General features: G+C 66.7%; 20 protein-coding genes. 7 read left to right on the top strand and 13 right to left on the bottom strand.

What is annotated here, in order from left to right; all coding sequences use genetic code 11:
* Positions 1 to 13 precede the first annotated feature (13 nt).
* The 5 genes from AC5P67_RS09620 to AC5P67_RS09600 all read right to left on the bottom strand — a co-directional run bounded on the left by AC5P67_RS09620 (position 14) and on the right by AC5P67_RS09600 (position 4,084).
* The gene (locus AC5P67_RS09620) at positions 14 to 763 is read right to left on the bottom strand and encodes a hypothetical protein (RefSeq protein WP_111118073.1); all 750 of its coding nucleotides are present in this window, start codon (positions 761 to 763) and stop codon (positions 14 to 16) included.
* Positions 764 to 775: 12 nt separating this feature from the next.
* The gene (locus AC5P67_RS09615) at positions 776 to 1,480 is read right to left on the bottom strand and encodes a C39 family peptidase (RefSeq protein WP_012480358.1); all 705 of its coding nucleotides are present in this window, start codon (positions 1,478 to 1,480) and stop codon (positions 776 to 778) included.
* A gap of 99 nt (positions 1,481 to 1,579) precedes the next feature.
* On the bottom strand, positions 1,580 to 2,896 hold the full coding sequence (locus AC5P67_RS09610) for a FapB/FapC family functional amyloid domain-containing protein (protein WP_005409778.1): 1,317 nt from the start codon (positions 2,894 to 2,896) through the stop codon (positions 1,580 to 1,582).
* A 43-nt stretch (positions 2,897 to 2,939) separates the two neighbouring features.
* Positions 2,940 to 3,557: a FapB/FapC family functional amyloid domain-containing protein gene (locus AC5P67_RS09605; RefSeq protein ID WP_111118066.1), complete on the bottom strand. Its 618-nt coding sequence runs from the start codon at positions 3,555 to 3,557 to the stop codon at positions 2,940 to 2,942.
* Positions 3,554 to 4,084 carry a FapA family amyloid fibril periplasmic chaperone gene (locus tag AC5P67_RS09600; protein ID WP_065183551.1) on the bottom strand — a complete coding sequence of 177 codons (531 nt, stop codon included), beginning with the start codon at positions 4,082 to 4,084 and terminating at the stop codon, positions 3,554 to 3,556. Before AC5P67_RS09600 ends, AC5P67_RS09605 begins: the two co-directional genes overlap by 4 nt.
* A 396-nt stretch (positions 4,085 to 4,480) precedes the next feature.
* On the opposite strand from AC5P67_RS09600, the gene AC5P67_RS09595 reads away from it, so the two are divergent.
* Entirely contained in the window at positions 4,481 to 5,836 is a 1,356-nt protein-coding gene (locus tag AC5P67_RS09595) for a sigma-54 dependent transcriptional regulator (protein WP_060380358.1), read from the top strand.
* On the opposite strand, the gene AC5P67_RS09590 is transcribed toward AC5P67_RS09595, so the two are convergent.
* The 4 genes from AC5P67_RS09590 to AC5P67_RS09575 all read right to left on the bottom strand — a co-directional run bounded on the left by AC5P67_RS09590 (position 5,837) and on the right by AC5P67_RS09575 (position 8,660).
* Positions 5,837 to 6,145, bottom strand: a complete 309-nt coding sequence (locus AC5P67_RS09590; RefSeq protein WP_005413537.1) for a DUF6958 family protein — start codon at positions 6,143 to 6,145, stop codon at positions 5,837 to 5,839.
* The gene (locus AC5P67_RS09585) at positions 6,138 to 6,674 is read right to left on the bottom strand and encodes a GFA family protein (RefSeq protein ID WP_111118065.1); all 537 of its coding nucleotides are present in this window, start codon (positions 6,672 to 6,674) and stop codon (positions 6,138 to 6,140) included. Before AC5P67_RS09585 ends, AC5P67_RS09590 begins: the two co-directional genes overlap by 8 nt.
* 67 nt (positions 6,675 to 6,741) lie before the next feature.
* Complete coding sequence (locus tag AC5P67_RS09580; protein WP_111118064.1) at positions 6,742 to 7,623, bottom strand: TolB family protein; 882 nt, start codon at positions 7,621 to 7,623, stop codon at positions 6,742 to 6,744.
* Positions 7,620 to 8,660 (bottom strand): hypothetical protein, encoded by a 1,041-nt coding sequence (locus AC5P67_RS09575; RefSeq protein WP_111118063.1) that lies wholly within the window; start codon positions 8,658 to 8,660, stop codon positions 7,620 to 7,622. The genes AC5P67_RS09580 and AC5P67_RS09575 overlap by 4 nt, the downstream gene beginning before the upstream one ends.
* A gap of 91 nt (positions 8,661 to 8,751) precedes the next feature.
* Between AC5P67_RS09575 and AC5P67_RS09570 the strand changes: the two genes are divergently transcribed.
* Genes AC5P67_RS09570 through AC5P67_RS09555 form a run of 4 tightly spaced genes read left to right on the top strand, consistent with a single transcriptional unit; the run spans position 8,752 to position 10,799 of the window.
* Positions 8,752 to 9,678 (top strand): LysR substrate-binding domain-containing protein, encoded by a 927-nt coding sequence (locus AC5P67_RS09570; RefSeq protein WP_111118062.1) that lies wholly within the window; start codon positions 8,752 to 8,754, stop codon positions 9,676 to 9,678.
* Positions 9,675 to 10,136, top strand: coding sequence for an AraC family transcriptional regulator (locus AC5P67_RS09565; RefSeq protein WP_329754352.1), 462 nt, complete (start codon positions 9,675 to 9,677; stop codon positions 10,134 to 10,136). Before AC5P67_RS09570 ends, AC5P67_RS09565 begins: the two co-directional genes overlap by 4 nt.
* Before the next feature lie 10 nt (positions 10,137 to 10,146).
* Positions 10,147 to 10,572 carry a VOC family protein gene (locus AC5P67_RS09560; RefSeq protein WP_049395976.1) on the top strand — a complete coding sequence of 142 codons (426 nt, stop codon included), beginning with the start codon at positions 10,147 to 10,149 and terminating at the stop codon, positions 10,570 to 10,572.
* On the top strand, positions 10,569 to 10,799 hold the full coding sequence (locus AC5P67_RS09555) for a hypothetical protein (protein ID WP_033834252.1): 231 nt from the start codon (positions 10,569 to 10,571) through the stop codon (positions 10,797 to 10,799). Before AC5P67_RS09560 ends, AC5P67_RS09555 begins: the two co-directional genes overlap by 4 nt.
* A gap of 6 nt (positions 10,800 to 10,805) precedes the next feature.
* Here AC5P67_RS09555 and AC5P67_RS09550 read toward each other — a convergent pair whose 3' ends face one another.
* The 3 genes from AC5P67_RS09550 to AC5P67_RS09540 form a co-directional block, all read right to left on the bottom strand.
* Complete coding sequence (locus AC5P67_RS09550; protein WP_111118061.1) at positions 10,806 to 11,501, bottom strand: HAD family hydrolase; 696 nt, start codon at positions 11,499 to 11,501, stop codon at positions 10,806 to 10,808.
* A 104-nt stretch (positions 11,502 to 11,605) separates the two neighbouring features.
* Positions 11,606 to 12,346, bottom strand: coding sequence for a DNA/RNA non-specific endonuclease (locus AC5P67_RS09545; RefSeq protein ID WP_212561272.1), 741 nt, complete (start codon positions 12,344 to 12,346; stop codon positions 11,606 to 11,608).
* Positions 12,347 to 12,638: 292 nt separating this feature from the next.
* Positions 12,639 to 13,952: a hypothetical protein gene (locus tag AC5P67_RS09540; protein WP_049395978.1), complete on the bottom strand. Its 1,314-nt coding sequence runs from the start codon at positions 13,950 to 13,952 to the stop codon at positions 12,639 to 12,641.
* A 143-nt stretch (positions 13,953 to 14,095) separates the two neighbouring features.
* On the opposite strand from AC5P67_RS09540, the gene AC5P67_RS09535 reads away from it, so the two are divergent.
* Together AC5P67_RS09535 and AC5P67_RS09530 are read left to right on the top strand one after the other, a co-directional pair.
* On the top strand, positions 14,096 to 15,670 hold the full coding sequence (locus AC5P67_RS09535) for a S15 peptidase family protein (RefSeq protein ID WP_111118058.1): 1,575 nt from the start codon (positions 14,096 to 14,098) through the stop codon (positions 15,668 to 15,670).
* Positions 15,671 to 15,757: 87 nt separating this feature from the next.
* Complete coding sequence (locus tag AC5P67_RS09530) at positions 15,758 to 17,209, top strand: S41 family peptidase (RefSeq protein WP_111118057.1); 1,452 nt, start codon at positions 15,758 to 15,760, stop codon at positions 17,207 to 17,209.
* Between the two features lie 58 nt (positions 17,210 to 17,267).
* Here the strand turns inward: AC5P67_RS09530 and AC5P67_RS09525 are convergent, their stop codons facing one another.
* Positions 17,268 to 18,197 carry a DUF6708 domain-containing protein gene (locus AC5P67_RS09525; RefSeq protein WP_111118056.1) on the bottom strand — a complete coding sequence of 310 codons (930 nt, stop codon included), beginning with the start codon at positions 18,195 to 18,197 and terminating at the stop codon, positions 17,268 to 17,270.
* Between the last annotated feature and the right edge of the window lie 4 nt (positions 18,198 to 18,201).

Below are 18,201 nucleotides of genomic sequence, written 5' to 3'. Positions count from 1 at the left end.
ATGCCAGGCCTTGCTACTGGCCCGGCCCCATGCCGCGGTTCAACGCAATCGCCTGGGCCACGTTCTGGCTCAATGGCAGGTTGCCGCCCACGGCGTTGCGCACCAGCTCCAGCTGCAACTGGTTGCTGGCGATCTGGCCGTCACCGGCGAGGGCGATGCCCTGGCCGACGCTGCCATTGCGGATCCACTGCTGCACCAGCCCCTGGCCATCCACCTGCAGCAGCAGGCGTGCCTGGTTGCCTTCCAGCACCGCCGTCGCGCTGGCGCCGCCCTGCTGCGCACTGACATTGCCTGCGCCATCAGAAAGAGCCGCCGGCACGTCACCCTCGCGAACCGTCAGCGTGGTGACGTTGCGCGCGAGATTGCCATCGCCGGCCACCTGCACGCTTTGCACCAGGCCGCTGGCGTTGGCCAGGCCGCTGCTGTCGATGCTGCGTCCGTGGGTATCGGGCAGCGGCGCATCGGCTGCCGTGACATGCACGCTGGGCTGGAAGCTGAGTTTCGGCGCGCCACCGCCACGGAAGTCCATGCCCAGGGTCAGGCCGCCCTGCAGGGTCGTGCCGTTGCTGGCCTGCCACTGCGACACCATGGTGACCCCGAACCAGGCGACGTTGTTGCCGCCCACGGTGTAGCGCCCCCGCATCAGGCTCAGCTCCGGATCGGGGATTTCCGTGAGGCCACGCCCGGTCCTGCCGTCGGCGGCCTGCAGGGGCAGGGCAGGGGCCATCAGCAGCAGAACCATCCATACGTGTTGGCGGAACATGGTCATACCTCCTCAGAACAGGTCGGCGTGGCTGAAGCCGAAGTCGACCAGTTCGGCATCGGTGATCGGCCCTTGCCGCGCGAAGAGCGCGCGGGCACTGGGCCGTTCGCTGGGTTGCAGAAGAGCGGTGTTGCGATCGAAGTCGCTGCCGATCACCACGAAGACCGCGCGCGATGGCCAGGCGGCCAGGAACTCTGGCAGCGCCAGGCTGCGGTTGCCGAGGATCGGGTCAGCCACTTCCACGATGCCGTTGCGCACCTGCTTGAGCACCACGAAATGGCGGAAACCGCGCACGTCCATCAGCACCAGTCCCGGCACGCGAAGGGTGCGCAGTCGTGTTTCATCGATGCGGTAGCCCCGGCCACGCATGCCCAGCGATTCCACGTAGCGCTTGATGTCGAGCAGGGAGAAGCCGCGTTCGGCCACCAGCGCTGGATCGGAAACCCCCATCATCCCTTCAATCACCGTCGCCTCGTCGGTCTGCAGGTGGTAGGCGTGGCGAAGGATGGTCGCCAGCGCCGCAGCCCCGCAGCTGTAGTCGGTGTGCTGGCGTACCACGTTGCGGTAGCGCCGCTCCTGCATGCTCTCCACCTTCTGCTGCAGCAGCGCTCCATTGGGCAGTACGCCACTGAAGCGCACGTCGCCCGCCCACGCAGGAACAGTGGCCAGCAGCAACAGGCAGGCCAGCAGGCACATCGAAAGACGGCAACGGATCATCACGGTCTCCGGCAGCAGGGGGGAGCCCCTGCCCCAAGGGGGAGGAGGGACAGGGGCTCCCGGGAACCCGGCCATTGGCGGACGGCCGGGGTGTTGCGCTTACTCGCCGCTGCCACCACCGCCGCCGGTGCTGGGCTGGGCGACTGCCAGGGCCAGGCTGTTGGCCTGCAGGTTGCCGGTGCCTGCAGCCACGTTCACGCCGATGTTGCCGGAGGCGCCGGAGAAGGCGCTGCCGGACAATGCCGAGGTGTTGGTGGCGTTGACGTTCACCCAGCGCGTGGTGCTGACCGTGCCGCTGAGGCTGGCATACAGGTCGGCCACGCCCAGTTCGACGAACTGGCTGGTGCCACTCTCACGCGTATCGAAGCCCAGGCCGCCCACCCCCGGCCGGTTGGGGTTCATCGTGGCGTTCTGGATCTGGTTGTCCAGGTCGATGTGGCCGGTGCTGTTGCCACCAGGGTGTGGCAGCTCGCCACTCCACGTATCCAGGTAGTAGTTGGCCATCTGGTAGGCGTTGCCGGTACCGCGGTAGGTGCCCGCGCCATAGGCCAGGGTCAGGCCGCTGACGCCGCCATGCATGCCGACCTGCACGGTATCGGTGTAGGACTGCACGAAGCCGGCGTTGCTGACCGTGTTGCCAGTGGAGACCTGGTTGGAGCTGATGCTCGACTGGGCCACCGCGGTGGTCGCGACCGAGGCCGCGAGCGCGTTCTTCTGCTCGTTGTTGTTGCCCGAGGCGATGTTCACGCCGATGTTGCCGGACGCGCCGCCGAAAGCGTTGCCGCCAAGACCTGCGGCGTTGGTGACGCCGGAGTTCATGGTGGCGTTGCCGAAGCCGGCCTGGTTGACGAACACCTCGGCGTCAGCCATGCCGAAGCTGAAGGACGCATCGGCAGCGGACAACGACGCGGCATTGTCCTGGGCATTGTTGTCGCCGGAGACCACATTGAAGCCGAGATTGCCCGATGCGCCGGCACCCACGCTGTCACCGATGGACGCACTGTTGGTGACCAGGCTGTTGCTGGTGGCGTTGTTGCTGATCGACTGGCGGTTGTCGATCACGGCAATGGCCGCCGAGTCGAGGTCGATGTCGCCGGTGATGTTCGGATCGCCGGAGAAATTGATGTCGGTGCTCAGCCGCAGGTCCTTCTCCAGGTTCACGTCGACGCCGTGGTTGTTCTTCTCCTTGCGTTCGTCGGCCTGGATGTTGCTGTGCTTCTGCACATTGACGTTGACGGTGCGGTTGCGCACGTCGTTGTCGGTGTGGTTGTGCGTATCGTTGCGGGTTTCGCTGACGGTGTGGTTGTGGTTGATGTTCGCGTTGGCGTTCTGGTTGTCCCAGCCATTGGCCGCAGCGGCGGTCGAGGCAGTGGCAATCGCCATGGCGAGCATGGTCTGTTTGACGGTCGCTTTCATGGTGCCCTCTCTCTCATCAGGTGGTGCATCGGTTGGGTGGTTGTCACGGGCGGTCCTGCACGACCAGGCCCAGTACGTTGGCCGTATCGTTGCCGTTGCCCGCGATCTGATTGAGTTGCAGGACCCCGTCGAATCCCCGCAGCGCGGTGCTGGCTACACCGGCGCTGCGGGTGCCCGTCGCGACGCCGCGACCGGTGTCGTCCCGCCCCCCTGCCAACGCGGAACCCTCGGCGGCCAAGGCCGTATCGTCGGTTTCGCGTATGCCCTGTCGGGCCAGCGTCGCGCTGACGACGTTGAGCGTCGTGTTGGCGATGCCGCTGGCCTGGTTGATGGATGCGATGCCACTGGCACCGGCCAGTGCATCACCGCCAATGTATGCAGTGGCCTGCAGCGGCCCGGACAGCACGCGGTTGCCCTGCTGCAGTTGCCGCGCATTGATCGCCACGTCGGCGCGATCGCCCTTGGCGATACCCCGCAGGTTGGCCTGCACGTTGAGGTCGCCGGCGGCCTGGTTCACGGCGATGGCGCCATTCGCCCCGGTCAGCGCGCGGCCGTCGATCCGGGCCACGTCGAGATAGGCGAGCATGCCGCTGTAGTCATCGGCCCGGGTCGCCGAGGGCGCGGCAGCGAGCAGCAGAAGCACGCCGTGCAGGGGCTTCATTTTCCACCTGCCGGGGCCGTGCCCTGCAGCGGGAACTGGGCCAGTGCGCCGCGCACGGTATCGGCGATACCGCGGGTGCTGCCGCCGACCGCACCGAGCGGCCCACTCATGGCGCCCCCCAGGCTGCTGCCGACCATGCCGTCGCCACTGCGGCCCAGCGTGCCGCCCAAGGCCTGCTGGGTGACCCGTTCAACGGTGGTTCCGCCCGGCGCCGCGATGGACGCGGCCTGGCCGGCGCCCATGCCGGCATAGTCCTCATCGCTCAACTCGTCCATGCCGGTCGTCGTGCCGCCGACCCCCAATGCGGCGGCGATCTCGCGCTGTGGCTTCGGGTCGGCTATCAGCGCCATGCCCGGTGGTGCCATGCGATAGGCCGGCCGCGCGGAGACGTCCCGCAACAGGACGATTTCGCCCGGTTGTGCCTTCACGCCCTGGCGGGCGCCCGATGCGGACGCGTCGGCGCCAACCGACAGCAGGGCTGTTGCCAGTGCTGCGGCCAGGCCGCGAATCAGGGTGGTGCCGTCCATGCCGATCTCCCGCGATGGGTGCGGCGGAACCACGCATCAACCGTGCCAACTTCGAAGTGTCCACCCGCCAACGCCGTGATCGTGCAGCACCTGACCGGGCTGCTGCCATGCTGTTACAGGCACGTCGCGGAATTGTTGGGATTTCGAAGCCCCAGGCACCGCAGGGCAAGGGCGGCGGGCGACTGTCGCATCGGTGTTACAGGTGGCGTCGCCGTCTGCAACGGTGCAGCTTCAGCCTCGAATTTCTTGACGCACTGCTCATTGCGCCGCCGTTTAGGGAAGCGCTAGGATCCGCCCAACAAAGGCCATCCCGGTGGCCGTAGAGGTCCCGGCGGGGGGCGGCACGCCGGTGATTGCCTGACAGTCCGCCGACGGTGTCCGGATGCTGGGGGAAGCATGGCAGCGGTCCCGGAGGCTTCTACGTCGCGTTGCGTGCTCTGGTTTGGCGAGCCGTTGGCGAACGAGCGCAGTGCGCTGGCGGCAGCGGGCTGGTATGTGCGCAGCATCCATCCCGATCCCGCCATGGCGATTGGCCTGCGTGGGCGCGATCGTTTGCTCGCCGTGCTCGATCTGCGCCATCTCGATGCGGTCGCGCTGCAGCTGCTGGCGCCGTGGATCGAGCAGCACCAGCATCTGCCCTGGTTGGCGGTACTGCCACCGGGTGCCGGACCCACATCGCCTGCTTGGCTGCCGTTGCTGCAGCGATGCTGCGCGCGCTTCACGCTGCCGTTCGGCCTGCAGGACCTGGTCTGCGCAATGCGCCAGCAGTTCGACGCGGATGATCCGCCTGTCGACGCAACCTGCGGTGGGCACGGACCGCACGCGCTGATTGGCGAAAGCGCCGCGTTGCATGCGGTGCGCACGGTGCTGCACAAGTTTGCGCCGGTGGAGCTGCCGGTGCTGGTCACAGGTGAAACCGGTACAGGCAAGGAACTGGCCGCACACGCGCTGCATGCGCTGTCGGGGCGTGCCGGCAAGCCTTTCATTGCAGTGAACTGCGGTGCGATTCCGGCCAACCTGGTGCAGTCGGAGCTGTTCGGCCACGAACGTGGCTCGTTCACCGGTGCCGACAAGCGGCAGATCGGCGTGTTCGAATCGGCCCACGGCGGAACGGTGTTTCTTGATGAGGTGGGCGATCTGCCGGCAGAGGCACAGACCAGTCTTCTGCGTGTGTTGCAGGAAGGAACCTTCGAGCGCGTGGGCAGCAGCCAGCCGCTGCGCGCAGACGTGCGTGTGCTTGCCGCGACCCACGTCGAACTGGAACACGCGGTGGCGCAGGGGCGGTTCCGCAGCGATCTCTACTACCGCCTGAATGTGCTGCGCCTGCTGATGCCGCCGCTGCGCGAGCGCGGTGCCGACGTGCAGCTGCTGGCCGAGCACTTCCTGCGCTGCTTCCGGTTGCGCCACGGCGTGCGTGCACGCGGCTTTGCACCGGCCGCAGTACAGGCCATGCGGCGCTTCGACTGGCCCGGCAACGTACGCGAACTGCTGAACCGTGTGCAGCGTGCAGCGATCATGGCCGAAGGCGAGCTGATCAGTGAGCGTGACCTGGAGCTGGGCGCATCGGCGGCGGTCCTGCCGGCGGCGATGCTGCACGATGCACGGGGGCAGGCCGAGCGCGATGTGCTGCTGCAGACCCTGCGCCAGACCGGCTACAACGTCTCCGAGTGTGCGCGGCAGATGCAGATATCGCGGGTGACGGTGTATCGCCTGTGCCGCAAGCACCGGCTGGAGCTGCCTGCGCAGCGCTGATCAGCCGGCCGCGAGGTGCTTGAACAGGCGCAACGGCTTGCCCGCGACGCGCTCGATCACGCCCTTGGCTTCCAGGTCCAGCTGCACGGCCTTCAACCACCAGCCGGCGGTGGCACCTGCCGGGAACAGGGTGGCGGGCAGATGTGGCAGCAGTGCCTGTTTTGCCTGCGCAACGGTCAGGCCGGGCGGTTGCGCAGGCAGGGCCCGCAGCAAGGCATGGCGCATGGCGAGATACTTGGCGCGATCCACGCGCTGGATGTGCCCGGGCGTGGTGATGCTCTCGATCTCGATCCGCTCGGGCTCAGACATGGGTATCTCCCGCGACTTCGATGCGCGGGCTGCGGAAGCCCATGGCGATCCACGCCTTCATCAGGCGGGCGTAGAACCGCAGCGAGTGGGTCTTCAGGTTCGGCACATCGTCCGGAAGGACAGACGGGTCAGGAAGATCACTGACCATCGTCCGCATCTCCACGGCGGGTCTTGCCGACGCCGGCCACAACAGGCCATACAGGCTCAGCCAATGGCCGCCGCTGAACTCCAGGAAGAGTGGTGTGTTGCAGCATCCCGCCACGACGCGGCGGCTGCCGCCCGTGCTGGACAACCGCAACGCGCGCAGCATGGCATGTCCGGCATCGATGCTGACGCGATCCTTGCGGTGCATTACGAAGAGCGTCTGGCCGTGCGGGCCCAGGACGTCCGGTGCTCGGGGCATCGACTGCAGCATGGCGCCGGCCTTGCGACAGCTGTCGCAGCAGCATTCGACGGTGGCAATGGGTTGGCCCGTGGCGGTCAGGCGCACCTGGCCGCAGGCGCAGGCAAGGGACTGGTGTGAGGCCATCTGCGTTTTCTCCTGGGGTTTCATCCTCTCGACGAACCGGGGCGCCGAAAATCGACAACATCTGCCTTCAAGGGCGCATCATCCGAAAGCGGATTCGATACAGGTCCAACCCTGCACCGTCCGCGCGCCGCGCCGAATAGGTCAAGGTGTCGGGTTGCGAGCCATCCAGCATCGCGCCGTAGCTGTCGCCGGAGGCCTCGTTCAAGGGGGAGGGCAATGCAAGGCCCGCGTCATAACGGCCTCCACGCTCGTAGGCGATGAACTGGCGTACCGGTGCACTGCCGAAGTCCAGAGCGCGGGCAAACACCAGCGTCCGGCCGTCGCCCAGGAAGGTGGCATCGAACTCCTGCGCTGCGGTATTGAGGTCTCCCGGCAGCGGCCGTGCCGGCTGCGCAATGCCACGGACCATCGCTGCGACGTAGAGGTCATGGCCACCCGCACCGCCTGCGCGATCGCTGGAGAACAGCAGCGTGGCTGCGTCGGGCGAGAGCATCGGCGCGAATTCATCGGCCGCGCTGTTCACTGCCGGGCCAAGATTGACCGGCTCCCCGAATCGACCGTCGCTCCCCATGCTGACCCGGTACAGATCGTCGCCGCCCTGGCCGCCTGCGCGATCCGAACAGAAATACACCACGCGGCCATCGGCGGAAAAAGCGGGATCGAAGTCGCGCCCCGGCGAGTTGAACGGCACCGGCATCGCTGGCCGCCAGCGCTGACCATCGTTGCGGGAGATCCAGATGTCATACCCGCCTGGACCGCCGGGCCGGTTGCGGCTGAACCACAGTGCGGTTCTACCGTCCGGGCTCAAGGTCAGTCGAATCTCGTCGTATTGCGTGGATGCAACGCCCGGGGCGAAGCGCTCGGCGGGTCCGACGATCCGCAGCACTCTGGATGGAGACGCGGGAGACGACGCAGCAACCAGCAGCATCACGGCCAGCAGCGCCTTCATGCCTGTCGCTCGAAATCGCTGACCCAGTTGGTTTCCCAACTGCGTCCACCATCGGTCGAGGCCGCCTGTTCCCAGCGCGCCGAACGCGGGGTGATGCGTGACCAGATCACCCGTGTCTGGATTGTTCGACCGTCGTGCTGGTCTTCGCCGAAGAAGCGGCCGACACCGGCCTGGAAACCTCCGCGCAGTGGCGCGCCGATCCGGGTTGGCTCCCGGCCATCCAGCCACCAGCTCAGCCAGTGCCGCTCCGCCGCATTCCAGGCGCGGATGCCCATGCCGCGCAGCGGCGCTCCAGGCATGTCCATCAGGTTGTCACCCACGTTGCCGAATCCTCCCAGGACCGGCCAGTTGTGCAGGGTGCCGGTGAACGCGTCCCATGCATCGCTGCCTGCCATCCGAGCGCGCAGGCGACGATGGCGCACGTTCCAATGGCCCACCAGGAAATCAAAATCGCCCGGTGCATCCGGCAGCTTCGGAAGCGGAGAGGGGACCGCAGCAGTGCGGCGGAACCAGTTGCGCCAGTTCACTTCCCAGTGCGCACCGGCATCGTCGGAGAACGCCTGTTCCCACCACGGCTCCTCGCCGTGGATGTCATGCCAACGGAACCAGACCTCGATGGGGCGCCCGTCGATCCGGTCGGTGCCGCGGAAGCTGCCGGCATCGCCCTTGAAAGCGCCGCGCACAGGGGCTTCGATATGGGCAGGGTTGCGGCCATCGATCCACCAGATCGACCACGTGGAAGACACCGGATCGAATGCGCGCACGCCCAGGCCCCTGTAGGCGCCCGAAGGCAGCGCCATGACGTTGTCATCGATGGTGCCGAGTCCGCCCAGGGTGAGCCAGACCGCGCTGGAACCGGTGAAGGACTCCCAGCGGGTATCGCCGACCAGGCGCTCCTTCAGGCGTCGGTGCCGGACCTGCCAGTTGCCCTGCAACCATTGCCAGTCTTCGCTGTGGCTGGGCAGGGCCCACCCGGGAGGCAGCGCCGTAGATGCCGCCGCGGCGGCCAGGCTGGCCAGGAACTGCCGTCGATCCATGTGCGTGATCCCCTGTCGAAGGTGCCTCCATCGTTGCGCGTACCAGGGGGATTGACCACGCAGATATCGGGGCTCAGGCTAAGTCACACTTATGGTCACCCAACGCCAGCTGCCATCGCTTGCCGCCATCCGTGCCTTCGAGGCGGCGGCGCGGCTGGGCAGCTTCGCGCGTGCCGCCGAAGAGCTCGACACCAGTGCGGCATCGGTGAGCTACCACGTGCGGCGGCTGGAGGCCCAGACCGGGATCTGCCTGTTCCTGCGCCACGCACAGCACGTGGAACTGACGGTGGCGGGTGCCAGCGTCGCCCAGGAGGCGACCCGGGCATTCGATGCACTGCGCGCCAGCTTCATGCGCGCCGCTGACAGGGATGCGGCGCGACTGCGCCTGTCCGTGCTGCCGACGCTGGGCACCAGTTGGCTGACGCCGCGGCTGGGCATGTTCCGCGCCCGCCACCGGCAGTTCGTGCTGGAACTGGACCTGTCGGCAGCGCCGCAGGATCTGGCCGCCGGTCACTTCGATGCCGCCATCCGCAATGGCCAGGGCGAATGGCCGGGTCTTCAGGCAACTCCCTTGTTTCCCAGCGTGTTCACACCGTTGTGTGCGCCGGCGCTGCTGCACGAGGCGCGTGGGCTGGGCAGCAGCGCGCTGGAGATTCCCCTGCTCGGGCGGCCGGACTGGTGGGCCCTGTGGTTTGCCGCGCACGGGCACATTCCACCGCCGGCACCGGAGAGTTTCGTCGCGCCCTTTGCCGTCGAGCATCTGGATGTCGGCGCCGCGATCGCCGGGCAAGGCATCGCCATTGGTTCGCCGATCCTTTTCCAGGCCGAGCTGGACAGCGGGCGGCTGGTGCAGGCGCATCCGGGTGTCGCCAGCGACGGTCGCAGTTTCTGGTTCGTGGCACCCACGGCGCGAAATGGCAGTGCCAAGGTCATTGCATTGCGTGACTGGCTGGTCGAGCAGGCCGCTGAGGCGCGGCACGCGGCACGCCACTACCTGGCCCAGGCGGTGGTGCCATGAACCAGAGCCCCGAACTGCTGCGGCGCCTGCTGCGTGCAAAGGACCGGATGGACCGCTCCAGCCATGAGGAATGGCCGGTCGCGCGCCTGGCCGAGGTCAGTGCGGTGTCGCCGGCGCACTTCGCCCGCTCGTTCAAGCAGGCCTTCGGGCTGCCACCGCACCGCTATCTCCTCAGCCGGCGCATCGAACGGGCCGTGGCGATGTTGCGTGACACCGAGTTGCCGGTCACCGAAATCGCCGCGCAGACCGGGTGGAACAGTCTGGGTACCTTCGGCCGCATCTTCCGTGACATCACCGGTGACAGCCCGGGCAATGTGCGTGAGCGTGAGCGTGCGGGCCAGGCGGCGTCGGCCAGCGTGCCGGAATGCCATGCACGCGCCGCGCAGCGCCCGGACCTGAAGATCGCAGTTTTGGAGAAGCACCGCCGCGAGGCGGTTGCTAACGTGGACCCTACATGAGGGAGGTCCCATGACGAACACTGTGAACACGGTCGGCCTATATGTGCGCGACCAGGATGAGGCGCTGGCGTTTTACGTCGGCAAGCTCGGCTTCGAAGTGCATACCGACGTACGCAATGGCAGCTACCGATGGCTGACGGTACGCAGTCCGGGCCAGGATGGTTTCCAGCTGGGCCTGTTCGTGCCAGGCCCGCCCACCCACGACGCCGCTACCGCGCTTTTGCTGCAGCAGCTGGTCGCCAAAGGCGCAATGCCGCCGCTGGTACTGGCTGTGGATGACTGCCAGGCGCGCTACGCGCAATGGCTGGCACAGGGCGTGGAATTCACCCAGGAGCCGATCGAGCGCTATGGCGCCATCGACGCCGGTTTCCGTGACCCATCAGGCAATGGCTGGAAGATGATCGAAGCCCGTTCCGAAGCGAGGCGCCGGCAATGAGCCGCGGTGGCTGGGCACGGCCCGTGCATCGTTGGACCTCGATCGTGTTCACCCTGGCGGTGATCGCCAACTTCGCCGTTCGCGGGCTGGGGCAGGGCGAACCTGCAGCGTGGATCACCTATTCGCCGCTGCCGCCGCTGTTCCTGCAACTGTTCACCGGCCTGTACCTGTTCGCGCTGCACTACGCCGGAAAGCGCCGCAGCGCCGCACTGGGCACTGCGGGCTGAGCAGAGTCAGGCGACGGCGTCCACCGCGTAGGCGGCAAGCAGGCCCGGCAGCTGGTCCATGCGCTGGAAAATCACCTTTGCACCGACTGCGCGCAGGGCTTCGGGCGTACTGTGGTGCGGGCCACCCTCACTGAAGCCGAACACGGTGGCGCCTGCGGCAACGCCCGCAGTGGCGCCGGTGACGGTGTCCTCGATCACTGCACAGCGCGTCGGGTCGACGCCCAGCGCTGCAGCTGCAGCCAGGTACACGTCCGGGTGCGGCTTGGTGCGCGGCATGTCCTGGCCACTGAACACATGGGCACCGAAGGCATCAAGGATGCCGACCTTGCCCAGCTGCAGCTTCACCTTGTGCAGGTCGGCACCGGAAGCGCAGGCGATCCGCCCGCCGGTGGCCGCAGCGATCGCACGCACGGCCTCGGGTGCCCCCTGGATCGCTTCAAGGTCACGTTCCAGTGCCTGGTTGCGCTGCTGGCGGAACTCCTCCAGCCATTCCTCGGTGAATGGCTTGCCGGTGCGCTCTGCGATCAGCCCTGCCAGATGGGCCACGGACTGGCCGAGGAAGACTTTACCCGCCTGCGCCGGGGTCAGCGGCCAGCCGCGTGCGGTCAGCATTTCCGAGAGAACGCGGGCGACCAGCGGCTCGGAATCGACGAGTACGCCGTCGCAGTCGAACAGCACGGCATCAAACGGGAAACGGGACATCTACAGCTCCAGGGGGCAATGCGGTGGTGCAATTGCCCGCCATTTTCCCACAGCCGTTCTTGCGTGGCACCCGGACCGGGTGCCACCCATTCCCGGCAGGCCGGTCAGCCCAGATCACAGCCCGCCGGCTGCGGCCAGGTGCTGGCCGGCAGCATGTTCTTCAGCGAGGCCGGTGCGTTGATCGCTACGTAGCTCGCACCCAGCAGCTCCTCCAGATCGGCGATGGTCACCAGATAGCTGTCGAGGCTGCCCAGATTGGCTTCGTTGGGAATGATCCAGCTGATCGCCTTGGCGGTGCCGGTGTTCGGGTCACGGGTGATGATGGTCTTCCAGAAGAACTCCGGCGTCGGGATGCCGTGGCTGGAAAGGAAGTAGTCGTTGGAGGCGTCGCCGTAGACCACGCCACCATAGACATCCACCGGCGCGATGTCGCGGTAGCACTCGGCCACGTTCTCGGCCTTCACCCAGATGCCCTGGTTGAAGCTGGACACCTGCGGAACGATGTTGGTCATGTAGTTGGCGCGGCGGATGTAGGTCGCGTTGTAGTCCATGTGGTTGGACGTCACCAGATGGCCGCGGTCATAGCCAGACGTGATGCTGGCGTAGGATGCGGTGCTGGTCTGGCCGAGGCAGCCTGCCGGCAGGTCCGGATCCTTGTAGAAGCTGGACGGGCGCGCGGCCGAACCGGTGTCTGCGGTCAGGGTGTATTCGTAGCGGGTGGCGCTGTGGATGCTGCAGTCGTAGGTGAGCACGAAGCCGCCCTTGTTGAGGGTGACGACCTGGGCCTGGGCAGCGCCGGCGAAGGCACTGAGGACGAACGCGAAGAAGAAGCTTGCAAGGCGCATTGCGGTTCTCCAGCAGAAGTTCAGGGCGCAGCCGTCCGCCACGACCAGGCCGAGGCGAAGTCATGGGAGGGCGTTGCGGGGACGGGTGCTACGGATTGCGGTGGGACGTGGCCGCGATGACAGGCCCGTGGAGGCCTTGCGGTGTCGTAAGCGTCACAACCTGTCGTCTTTCGGTCAATGACGAAAAGGCGAAGCTGTGACAGTGCGCAAGCACTGGTGATGTGTCAGATCAGGCGGCGCGTGGGTGACACGCGCGAGTGCTAGGGCGTGGCGGCGCCTGTCGCCGCCAGGCTCAGGGCTGTGCCCGCAACAAGTAGTCGCCGCGGCGCGCTCCTGGTACCAGCGACCATCCGGGGGCCAGGCTCAGCGCCCATCCGTGACCCTGCAGGGGCAGTTTGCCCGAGGCAGGCGCCTGCACGAACACGGCCTTCCAGTCGTTCTGCAGCAACGCTCCATCGGTGACCGTCAATGTTCCCCATACGTCGCTCAGCTGCATCGTGGGATACACCGTGCCGATGCCAGGTAGCGGCTGCATGTTGCTGGGGTCGAACTGGATGCGCATGCTGCGAAGATCCAGCCGCAGTACCGGCCCGGTCACGAAGCGGGCCTGGTTGCGTTCAAGCTGTGCAAGGCGCTGCTGTTCGCGCTGCACTTCCGTTTCGCGCAGCGCAGGCCCGTCATAGCGTGCTGCCGTGGTCAACAGTGCAGCTTCGCCGGTGAGTGGAGTGCTGTGCATGCGCTCTGCCAGAAGTGAACCGAGATCGCGGGCGGGATGGCCAAGATTGCGATGCCAACCGGGCGCAACCTGGTCCAGCAGCAGGCCATAGGCCGGGCCGGTGGCGTAGGCGAAAGAGCGGACGAAGCTGCGATCAGCAACGTGCGCCCGGAGGTCATGCAGCGCCGCCTGGACGCGTGTCGCGGGTGACGGGTTGCCGACGACCACGCCGGTGTATTCAGCCAGGCCCTCGTTCAATTCCAGCGCGGCTTCGTCCTGCGCGGCCGCAGGGAACTGGTGGTGGCGTTCGGCGCGGAATGCAAGCGCATCCATCATCGCAGTGTGCTGCGCCACTGCATCGGTGGCCGCAAGCGCATCCGCCAGTGCGCGCCATTCCAGTTGCAGCCAGTAGCGTCCTTCAAGCGTGTCGAGGTGTTCGTTTCCGCCCTCGGTCGGCGCGATGATGGGCAACGCCGGTTGCAGGCGATGGAACATTTCGTGAGCCAGCAGGGTACTGCGCCGGGACGCGTCCTGCGGCAATGGCCAGAGCAGCTGCGTCCAGCGTGTGCCGGACCAGTCCACGGCGGTATTGGCGACGATCGCATCGGCCGGAAGCTGGCCTGCGAACACGTTACCGCTTGCCTTCAGCGCCCCCTGTACGTCTGCGTGCGAGGCGATGACCTGACGGCTCCCTGGATCAACCAGCATCATCGGCCCGCACAGGGAGTGCCCCCACAGTCGGCCCTGGTCTCCGTTGCAGAGTTGTTCTGCGTGCAGGAAGACCTCCCGGGCCGCCGCGACGGAGAGCTCCCGTTCGTTGGCCATCACGGTTGGTTGCGCACATAGCGCCAGTACAGCAAGCAGCAGGAAGCGTGATCCCATGACGTCCATTCATCCTTGAGACCGAGCTCTAATAGCATCGATCCCACGGGCCGGCAACGCAGCAAACGTCATGCTGCGTCGCAAGGTGCCACCCACCATTCGCACTGGTACGGTCCAACCCGTTGCACCACCACCGACGGGGAGAGACGACGATGCGCAAGGTATTGCTGCTGTTGATCCTGCTGACCGGCCTGGCGCCGACCGCCTGGGCCGCCACGGTCAAGACCACCCACCGCACCATTCCCGGCTGGGATGGAACGCCTCTCGGGGCCTTCGTCATCGAACCGCAGGACGCGGGCAGCGGGCGCTATCCGCTGCTGGTGATGCCCAGCAGCTGGGCGGTGCCCAGCGTGGAGTACGTGGGGGTGGCGCAGTCGCTGGCTCGGCGCGGCTATGTGGTGATCAGCTACAGCTCGCGTGGCTTCTGGGAATCCGGCGGCAGCATCGACATCGCCGGGCCGGCCACGGTGGAGGACGTCAGTGCACTGATTGACTGGGCGCTGGACAACACCCGCACCGACCCGTCACGAATCGGCGTATCGGGCATCTCCTATGGGGCCGGCACCAGCCTGCTGGCGGCCGCACGCGATCCGCGCATCAAGGCAGTGGCTGCACTGAGTGGATGGGCCGACCTGCAGGCCTCGCTGTACAGCAACGACACCCCCAGCGCACAGGGCATCGCGCTGTTGGTTGCCGCAGGCCTGGCCACCGGTCGCCCGGGACCGGAGCTGTCCACCATCAATCGCAATGTGCTGGTCGGCAACTACCAGGGCGCGGTGGACTCGCTGCTACCGGTGGCGGCGCAACGCAGTCCTGCGGCCAGCATCGATGAGATCAACGCCAACCAGCCAGCGGTGTTCCTGGCCAACGCCTTCAACGACAGCCTGTTCCCGCCGGGCCAGCTGGTCGATTTCTTCAACCGCCTGAAGGGCCCCAAGCAGCTGCAGTTGCGCCATGGCGATCACGCGCTCAACGAAGCCTTTGGCGCACTGGGTGTTCCCAACGAGGTCTACGATTCGGTGGGCGACTGGTTCGACCATTACCTGAAGGGGGTGGCCAATGGCATCGACCGGCAGCCTGCGGTGCAGCTGAAGTCACAGAAGGGCAGCTGGAGCACGTATGCGAACTGGCAGGCGACCAATGCCGGCGCCATCAGCTATGCGCTGACCGCACCCAAAGGGCTGCTGCTGCCCACCGGAGGCCTGGCCGAAAGTGGAAGCAGCACCGGCTGGAACTACCGTATCGGCAGCGGCCTGCTGACCGCTGCCAATTCTGGCGTGGCGATGGCCTCCGGCGCGCTGCAGATGATCAATCTGCCGCCGGGCGCCTATGTGCCGTTCGTGGGCCGCAACGCCGCAGGTGTGTGGCAGGGGCCGATCCAGTGGAGTGCGCAGCGCCTGGACGGCACGCCGGAAGTGCGCTTGACCGTCACGCCCAGCCGCGCCAACACCACGCTGTATGCCTACCTGTATGCCGAGGACGTGCTGGGCAATGGTCAGCTGATCAGCCACAAGCCTTACACGCTGCGCGGTGTCACGCCGGGGCAGGCGAAGACCATCGACCTGCGGCTGGAGGCCTGCAGCTGGGACGTGCCGGCCGGCAGTCGCCTGACCCTGGTGATGGACACCGTGGACCTGCGCTACGCAGGCATCAGCCAGTTGGGTGGCACGGTGACCTTCAGTTCACCGGCGAACGCGCCGTCGATGCTGAAGCTGCCGCTGCATTGATGGAAGGCCGCGCCCGTTGCGGCGGGCGCGGTACGCCAGGCTGGAAAACTGCGAGACTGGCGTTTGTTCCGGCAAAGGGATGAATCCATGATCATTGCAGGGCTGCTGCTCGGTGCGATGCTTGCGGCGCCCACCGCGCAAGGCGCGCCGAGCGACTGGTCGGACACGCTGTTGAAGGATCTGGACGCTGCCGACGCCGCCATGCGCGGCAGCCATCCGGGCGCCGTGGATCTGCGGAATCCCGGCTTCGTTCCGCAGCTGGAGGCTGCCTCGGCGCTTGCCCGCTCGCGCGCGCGCAACGTCGACAGCTTCGCAGGCTACTGGTGGGCGATGAAGGGTTACGCGGCCTCCTTCAATGACGGCCACGTCAGCCTCAACGCGCTTGCCGACGCTCCCGATCTTCCAACGCAGTTGCCGGGGTTCCTGACCGGTTTCGACGGTGATGCGCAGGTGGTCATGACCATGGACGGTGGCCCAGGCCATCCGCCACTTGGAGCACGATTGCTGTCCTGTGACGGCATCGATGCGCAGACACTGGCTGCGCGCCGGGTGGGTGGCTTCAGCGGGCGCTGGAACCTGCAGGCCAGCCGCATCCAGGGTGGCGGCGAAGTGCTGCTGGAGCAGGGCAATCCGTTCGTGCCCACGCTGCGCAGCTGCGTTTTTCAGGTGGATGGACACGAGAAGCCCTACGCGCTGCAGTGGCAGCCACTGCAGGCGGCACAGCGCAAGGCGCGCCTGGCCGATACCCGTCGCAGCTTCCGCCCGGCCAATGGCTGGCACATCATGCCCGATGGCGGCTACTGGATCACCACCAGCAGCTTCAATGCCGACCCTACGGAGCAGAACTTCAAGGAACTGACCGCGCTGCTCGAGCAGCTTGCTCCAAAAGCCGAAGCACTGCAGCAGGCACGGTTGGTCGTGCTGGATGTGCGTGGCAACAGTGGCGGTGCTTCGCAATGGAGCATCGAACTGGCGCGATTGATCTGGGGCCGTGCCGCCGTGGACGCGCTGTCCGATCCCAGCTGGGTGGAGTGGCGGACCTCCGAGGCCAACATCGCCCAGTTACGCGGCTTCCTGCAGAAGCTGGTGCAGGCGCCCGACGCGTCGCCAGAGCTGCGTCGCATGCTGGAATCGGTGACGACGGGCATGGCACGGGCACGCGGCCGGGGTGAGGCAGTGTGGCGCGAGCCATCCGAGGCCAGGGCAGATACAGCATCAATCGCGGGCCCGGCCGCACCGCTGCGCAAGGGCAGGGTGGTGGTCGTGGCCGATGCCTCCTGCGGCTCGGCCTGCCTCGATGCGCTGGATCTGTGGAAACGGCTGGGCGCAATGCAGGTCGGCGTCGGAACTTCGGCCGACAGCCTCTACATGGATGTCAGGCCGGAGCGGCTGCCGAGCGGCCTGGCCAGGATTTCCGTACCGATGAAGGTATTCCGAGGCCGGGTGCGCGGTTCCAATGAACCGCATGTTCCGGATCGTCGCTATGACGGCGACATGCGGGACACACGCGCACTGGAAGCGTGGCTGCTGGCGCTGTGAGGATGCGCCTGCCCATGACGCGGGATTCCCACGTGCTGTTGCCGGACGCAACGCTGGGTCAGCGCAGGTCCGGTGGATTCATCGAAGCGTCGCGGACACAGGGATCACCGGCGTCCGGTGTCAGGCGCGCCTCGATGTCCGGTGGAAACCGCGGAATCCTGCTGGTCTGCATCACCACCCAGCGCATGATCGTGTGCAGGTAGTTGAGTGGCAGCATCGTGAGCCACATGAAACCCGGGAGCTGCGCGTCTTCGGCGAAGATGCGCTCCTTGCCGGACGCGAAGCTCTCGCGCTTGGCGTCCAGCGGCATGCAGCAGTGCACCGCGTCCACGACGGCTGCCGGTCCTTCTTCCATGTAGCGCCGCAGGAACTCCCAGTGGGAATGTGCGTTCTCGATGCGAGAGGTCGCGATGGAGAACGCGAACGTCTCCCGTACTGTGACGCCATCCGCGTCCAGGATCAGTCCGCGGATATCCCAGTTGTACCATCCGAAGGTTCCGGTTCCGCGGCCAAGCGTGAAATAGACCTGGTCCCAGGGCACGCTGAGGGTGGTGCCATCCAGCCGGAACACGTGTATCTGCCGGTGCTTGCGATCGAGCGCGATCGGATAGTAGGTCCAGCGGAACAGCTCTAGGCAAGCCACCCAGATGCTCGCTGCAGTGAAGGCGGCCAGCATCGCCATGCCGATGAATATCGCCTCCCACAGGCCATTTTCGTTGGGTAGCCTGTTCACGATCAGCAACCAGAGCAGCATCAGCATGCCGCCCAGCCCGAAGGCAATGCCGATCGCGCCCAGCAGGGCTGCAAAGCCACGCGCGGCGAACCAGCGATCCACCGAAACCAGGCCGTTCGAATTCATCTTCACCACGCACAGCTGCGCCAACGGCACGACATCCAGCCGCTGCTTCTGCAGCAGGCGGTGCTCGCGATCAAACGCATTCAGTGGGCGGTTGTTGGGAAACTTGCGCGTGTATCCGGTGTAATCCATGGGC

It is taken from the genome of Stenotrophomonas sp. YJH_SMC_21 (genome assembly GCF_059369555.1).
Note: the sequence above shows the minus strand (reverse complement) of the source record. Positions and strands in the feature narration are given on the sequence as shown.

Excerpts from the sequence above, each read along its gene's own strand:
- AC5P67_RS09620 (WP_111118073.1), bottom strand. The coding sequence starts at position 763 with ATGTTCCGCCAACACGTATGGATGGTTCTGCTGCTGATGGCCCCTGCC.
- AC5P67_RS09615 (WP_012480358.1), bottom strand. The coding sequence starts at position 1,480 with ATGATCCGTTGCCGTCTTTCGATGTGCCTGCTGGCCTGCCTGTTGCTG.
- AC5P67_RS09610 (WP_005409778.1), bottom strand. The coding sequence starts at position 2,896 with ATGAAAGCGACCGTCAAACAGACCATGCTCGCCATGGCGATTGCCACT.
- AC5P67_RS09605 (WP_111118066.1), bottom strand. The coding sequence starts at position 3,557 with ATGAAGCCCCTGCACGGCGTGCTTCTGCTGCTCGCTGCCGCGCCCTCG.
- AC5P67_RS09600 (WP_065183551.1), bottom strand. The coding sequence starts at position 4,084 with ATGGACGGCACCACCCTGATTCGCGGCCTGGCCGCAGCACTGGCAACA.
- AC5P67_RS09595 (WP_060380358.1), top strand. The coding sequence starts at position 4,481 with ATGGCAGCGGTCCCGGAGGCTTCTACGTCGCGTTGCGTGCTCTGGTTT.
- AC5P67_RS09590 (WP_005413537.1), bottom strand. The coding sequence starts at position 6,145 with ATGTCTGAGCCCGAGCGGATCGAGATCGAGAGCATCACCACGCCCGGG.
- AC5P67_RS09585 (WP_111118065.1), bottom strand. The coding sequence starts at position 6,674 with ATGGCCTCACACCAGTCCCTTGCCTGCGCCTGCGGCCAGGTGCGCCTG.
- AC5P67_RS09580 (WP_111118064.1), bottom strand. The coding sequence starts at position 7,623 with ATGAAGGCGCTGCTGGCCGTGATGCTGCTGGTTGCTGCGTCGTCTCCC.
- AC5P67_RS09575 (WP_111118063.1), bottom strand. The coding sequence starts at position 8,660 with ATGGATCGACGGCAGTTCCTGGCCAGCCTGGCCGCCGCGGCGGCATCT.
- AC5P67_RS09570 (WP_111118062.1), top strand. The coding sequence starts at position 8,752 with ATGGTCACCCAACGCCAGCTGCCATCGCTTGCCGCCATCCGTGCCTTC.
- AC5P67_RS09565 (WP_329754352.1), top strand. The coding sequence starts at position 9,675 with ATGAACCAGAGCCCCGAACTGCTGCGGCGCCTGCTGCGTGCAAAGGAC.
- AC5P67_RS09560 (WP_049395976.1), top strand. The coding sequence starts at position 10,147 with ATGACGAACACTGTGAACACGGTCGGCCTATATGTGCGCGACCAGGAT.
- AC5P67_RS09555 (WP_033834252.1), top strand. The coding sequence starts at position 10,569 with ATGAGCCGCGGTGGCTGGGCACGGCCCGTGCATCGTTGGACCTCGATC.
- AC5P67_RS09550 (WP_111118061.1), bottom strand. The coding sequence starts at position 11,501 with ATGTCCCGTTTCCCGTTTGATGCCGTGCTGTTCGACTGCGACGGCGTA.
- AC5P67_RS09545 (WP_212561272.1), bottom strand. The coding sequence starts at position 12,346 with ATGCGCCTTGCAAGCTTCTTCTTCGCGTTCGTCCTCAGTGCCTTCGCC.
- AC5P67_RS09540 (WP_049395978.1), bottom strand. The coding sequence starts at position 13,952 with ATGGACGTCATGGGATCACGCTTCCTGCTGCTTGCTGTACTGGCGCTA.
- AC5P67_RS09535 (WP_111118058.1), top strand. The coding sequence starts at position 14,096 with ATGCGCAAGGTATTGCTGCTGTTGATCCTGCTGACCGGCCTGGCGCCG.
- AC5P67_RS09530 (WP_111118057.1), top strand. The coding sequence starts at position 15,758 with ATGATCATTGCAGGGCTGCTGCTCGGTGCGATGCTTGCGGCGCCCACC.
- AC5P67_RS09525 (WP_111118056.1), bottom strand. The coding sequence starts at position 18,197 with ATGGATTACACCGGATACACGCGCAAGTTTCCCAACAACCGCCCACTG.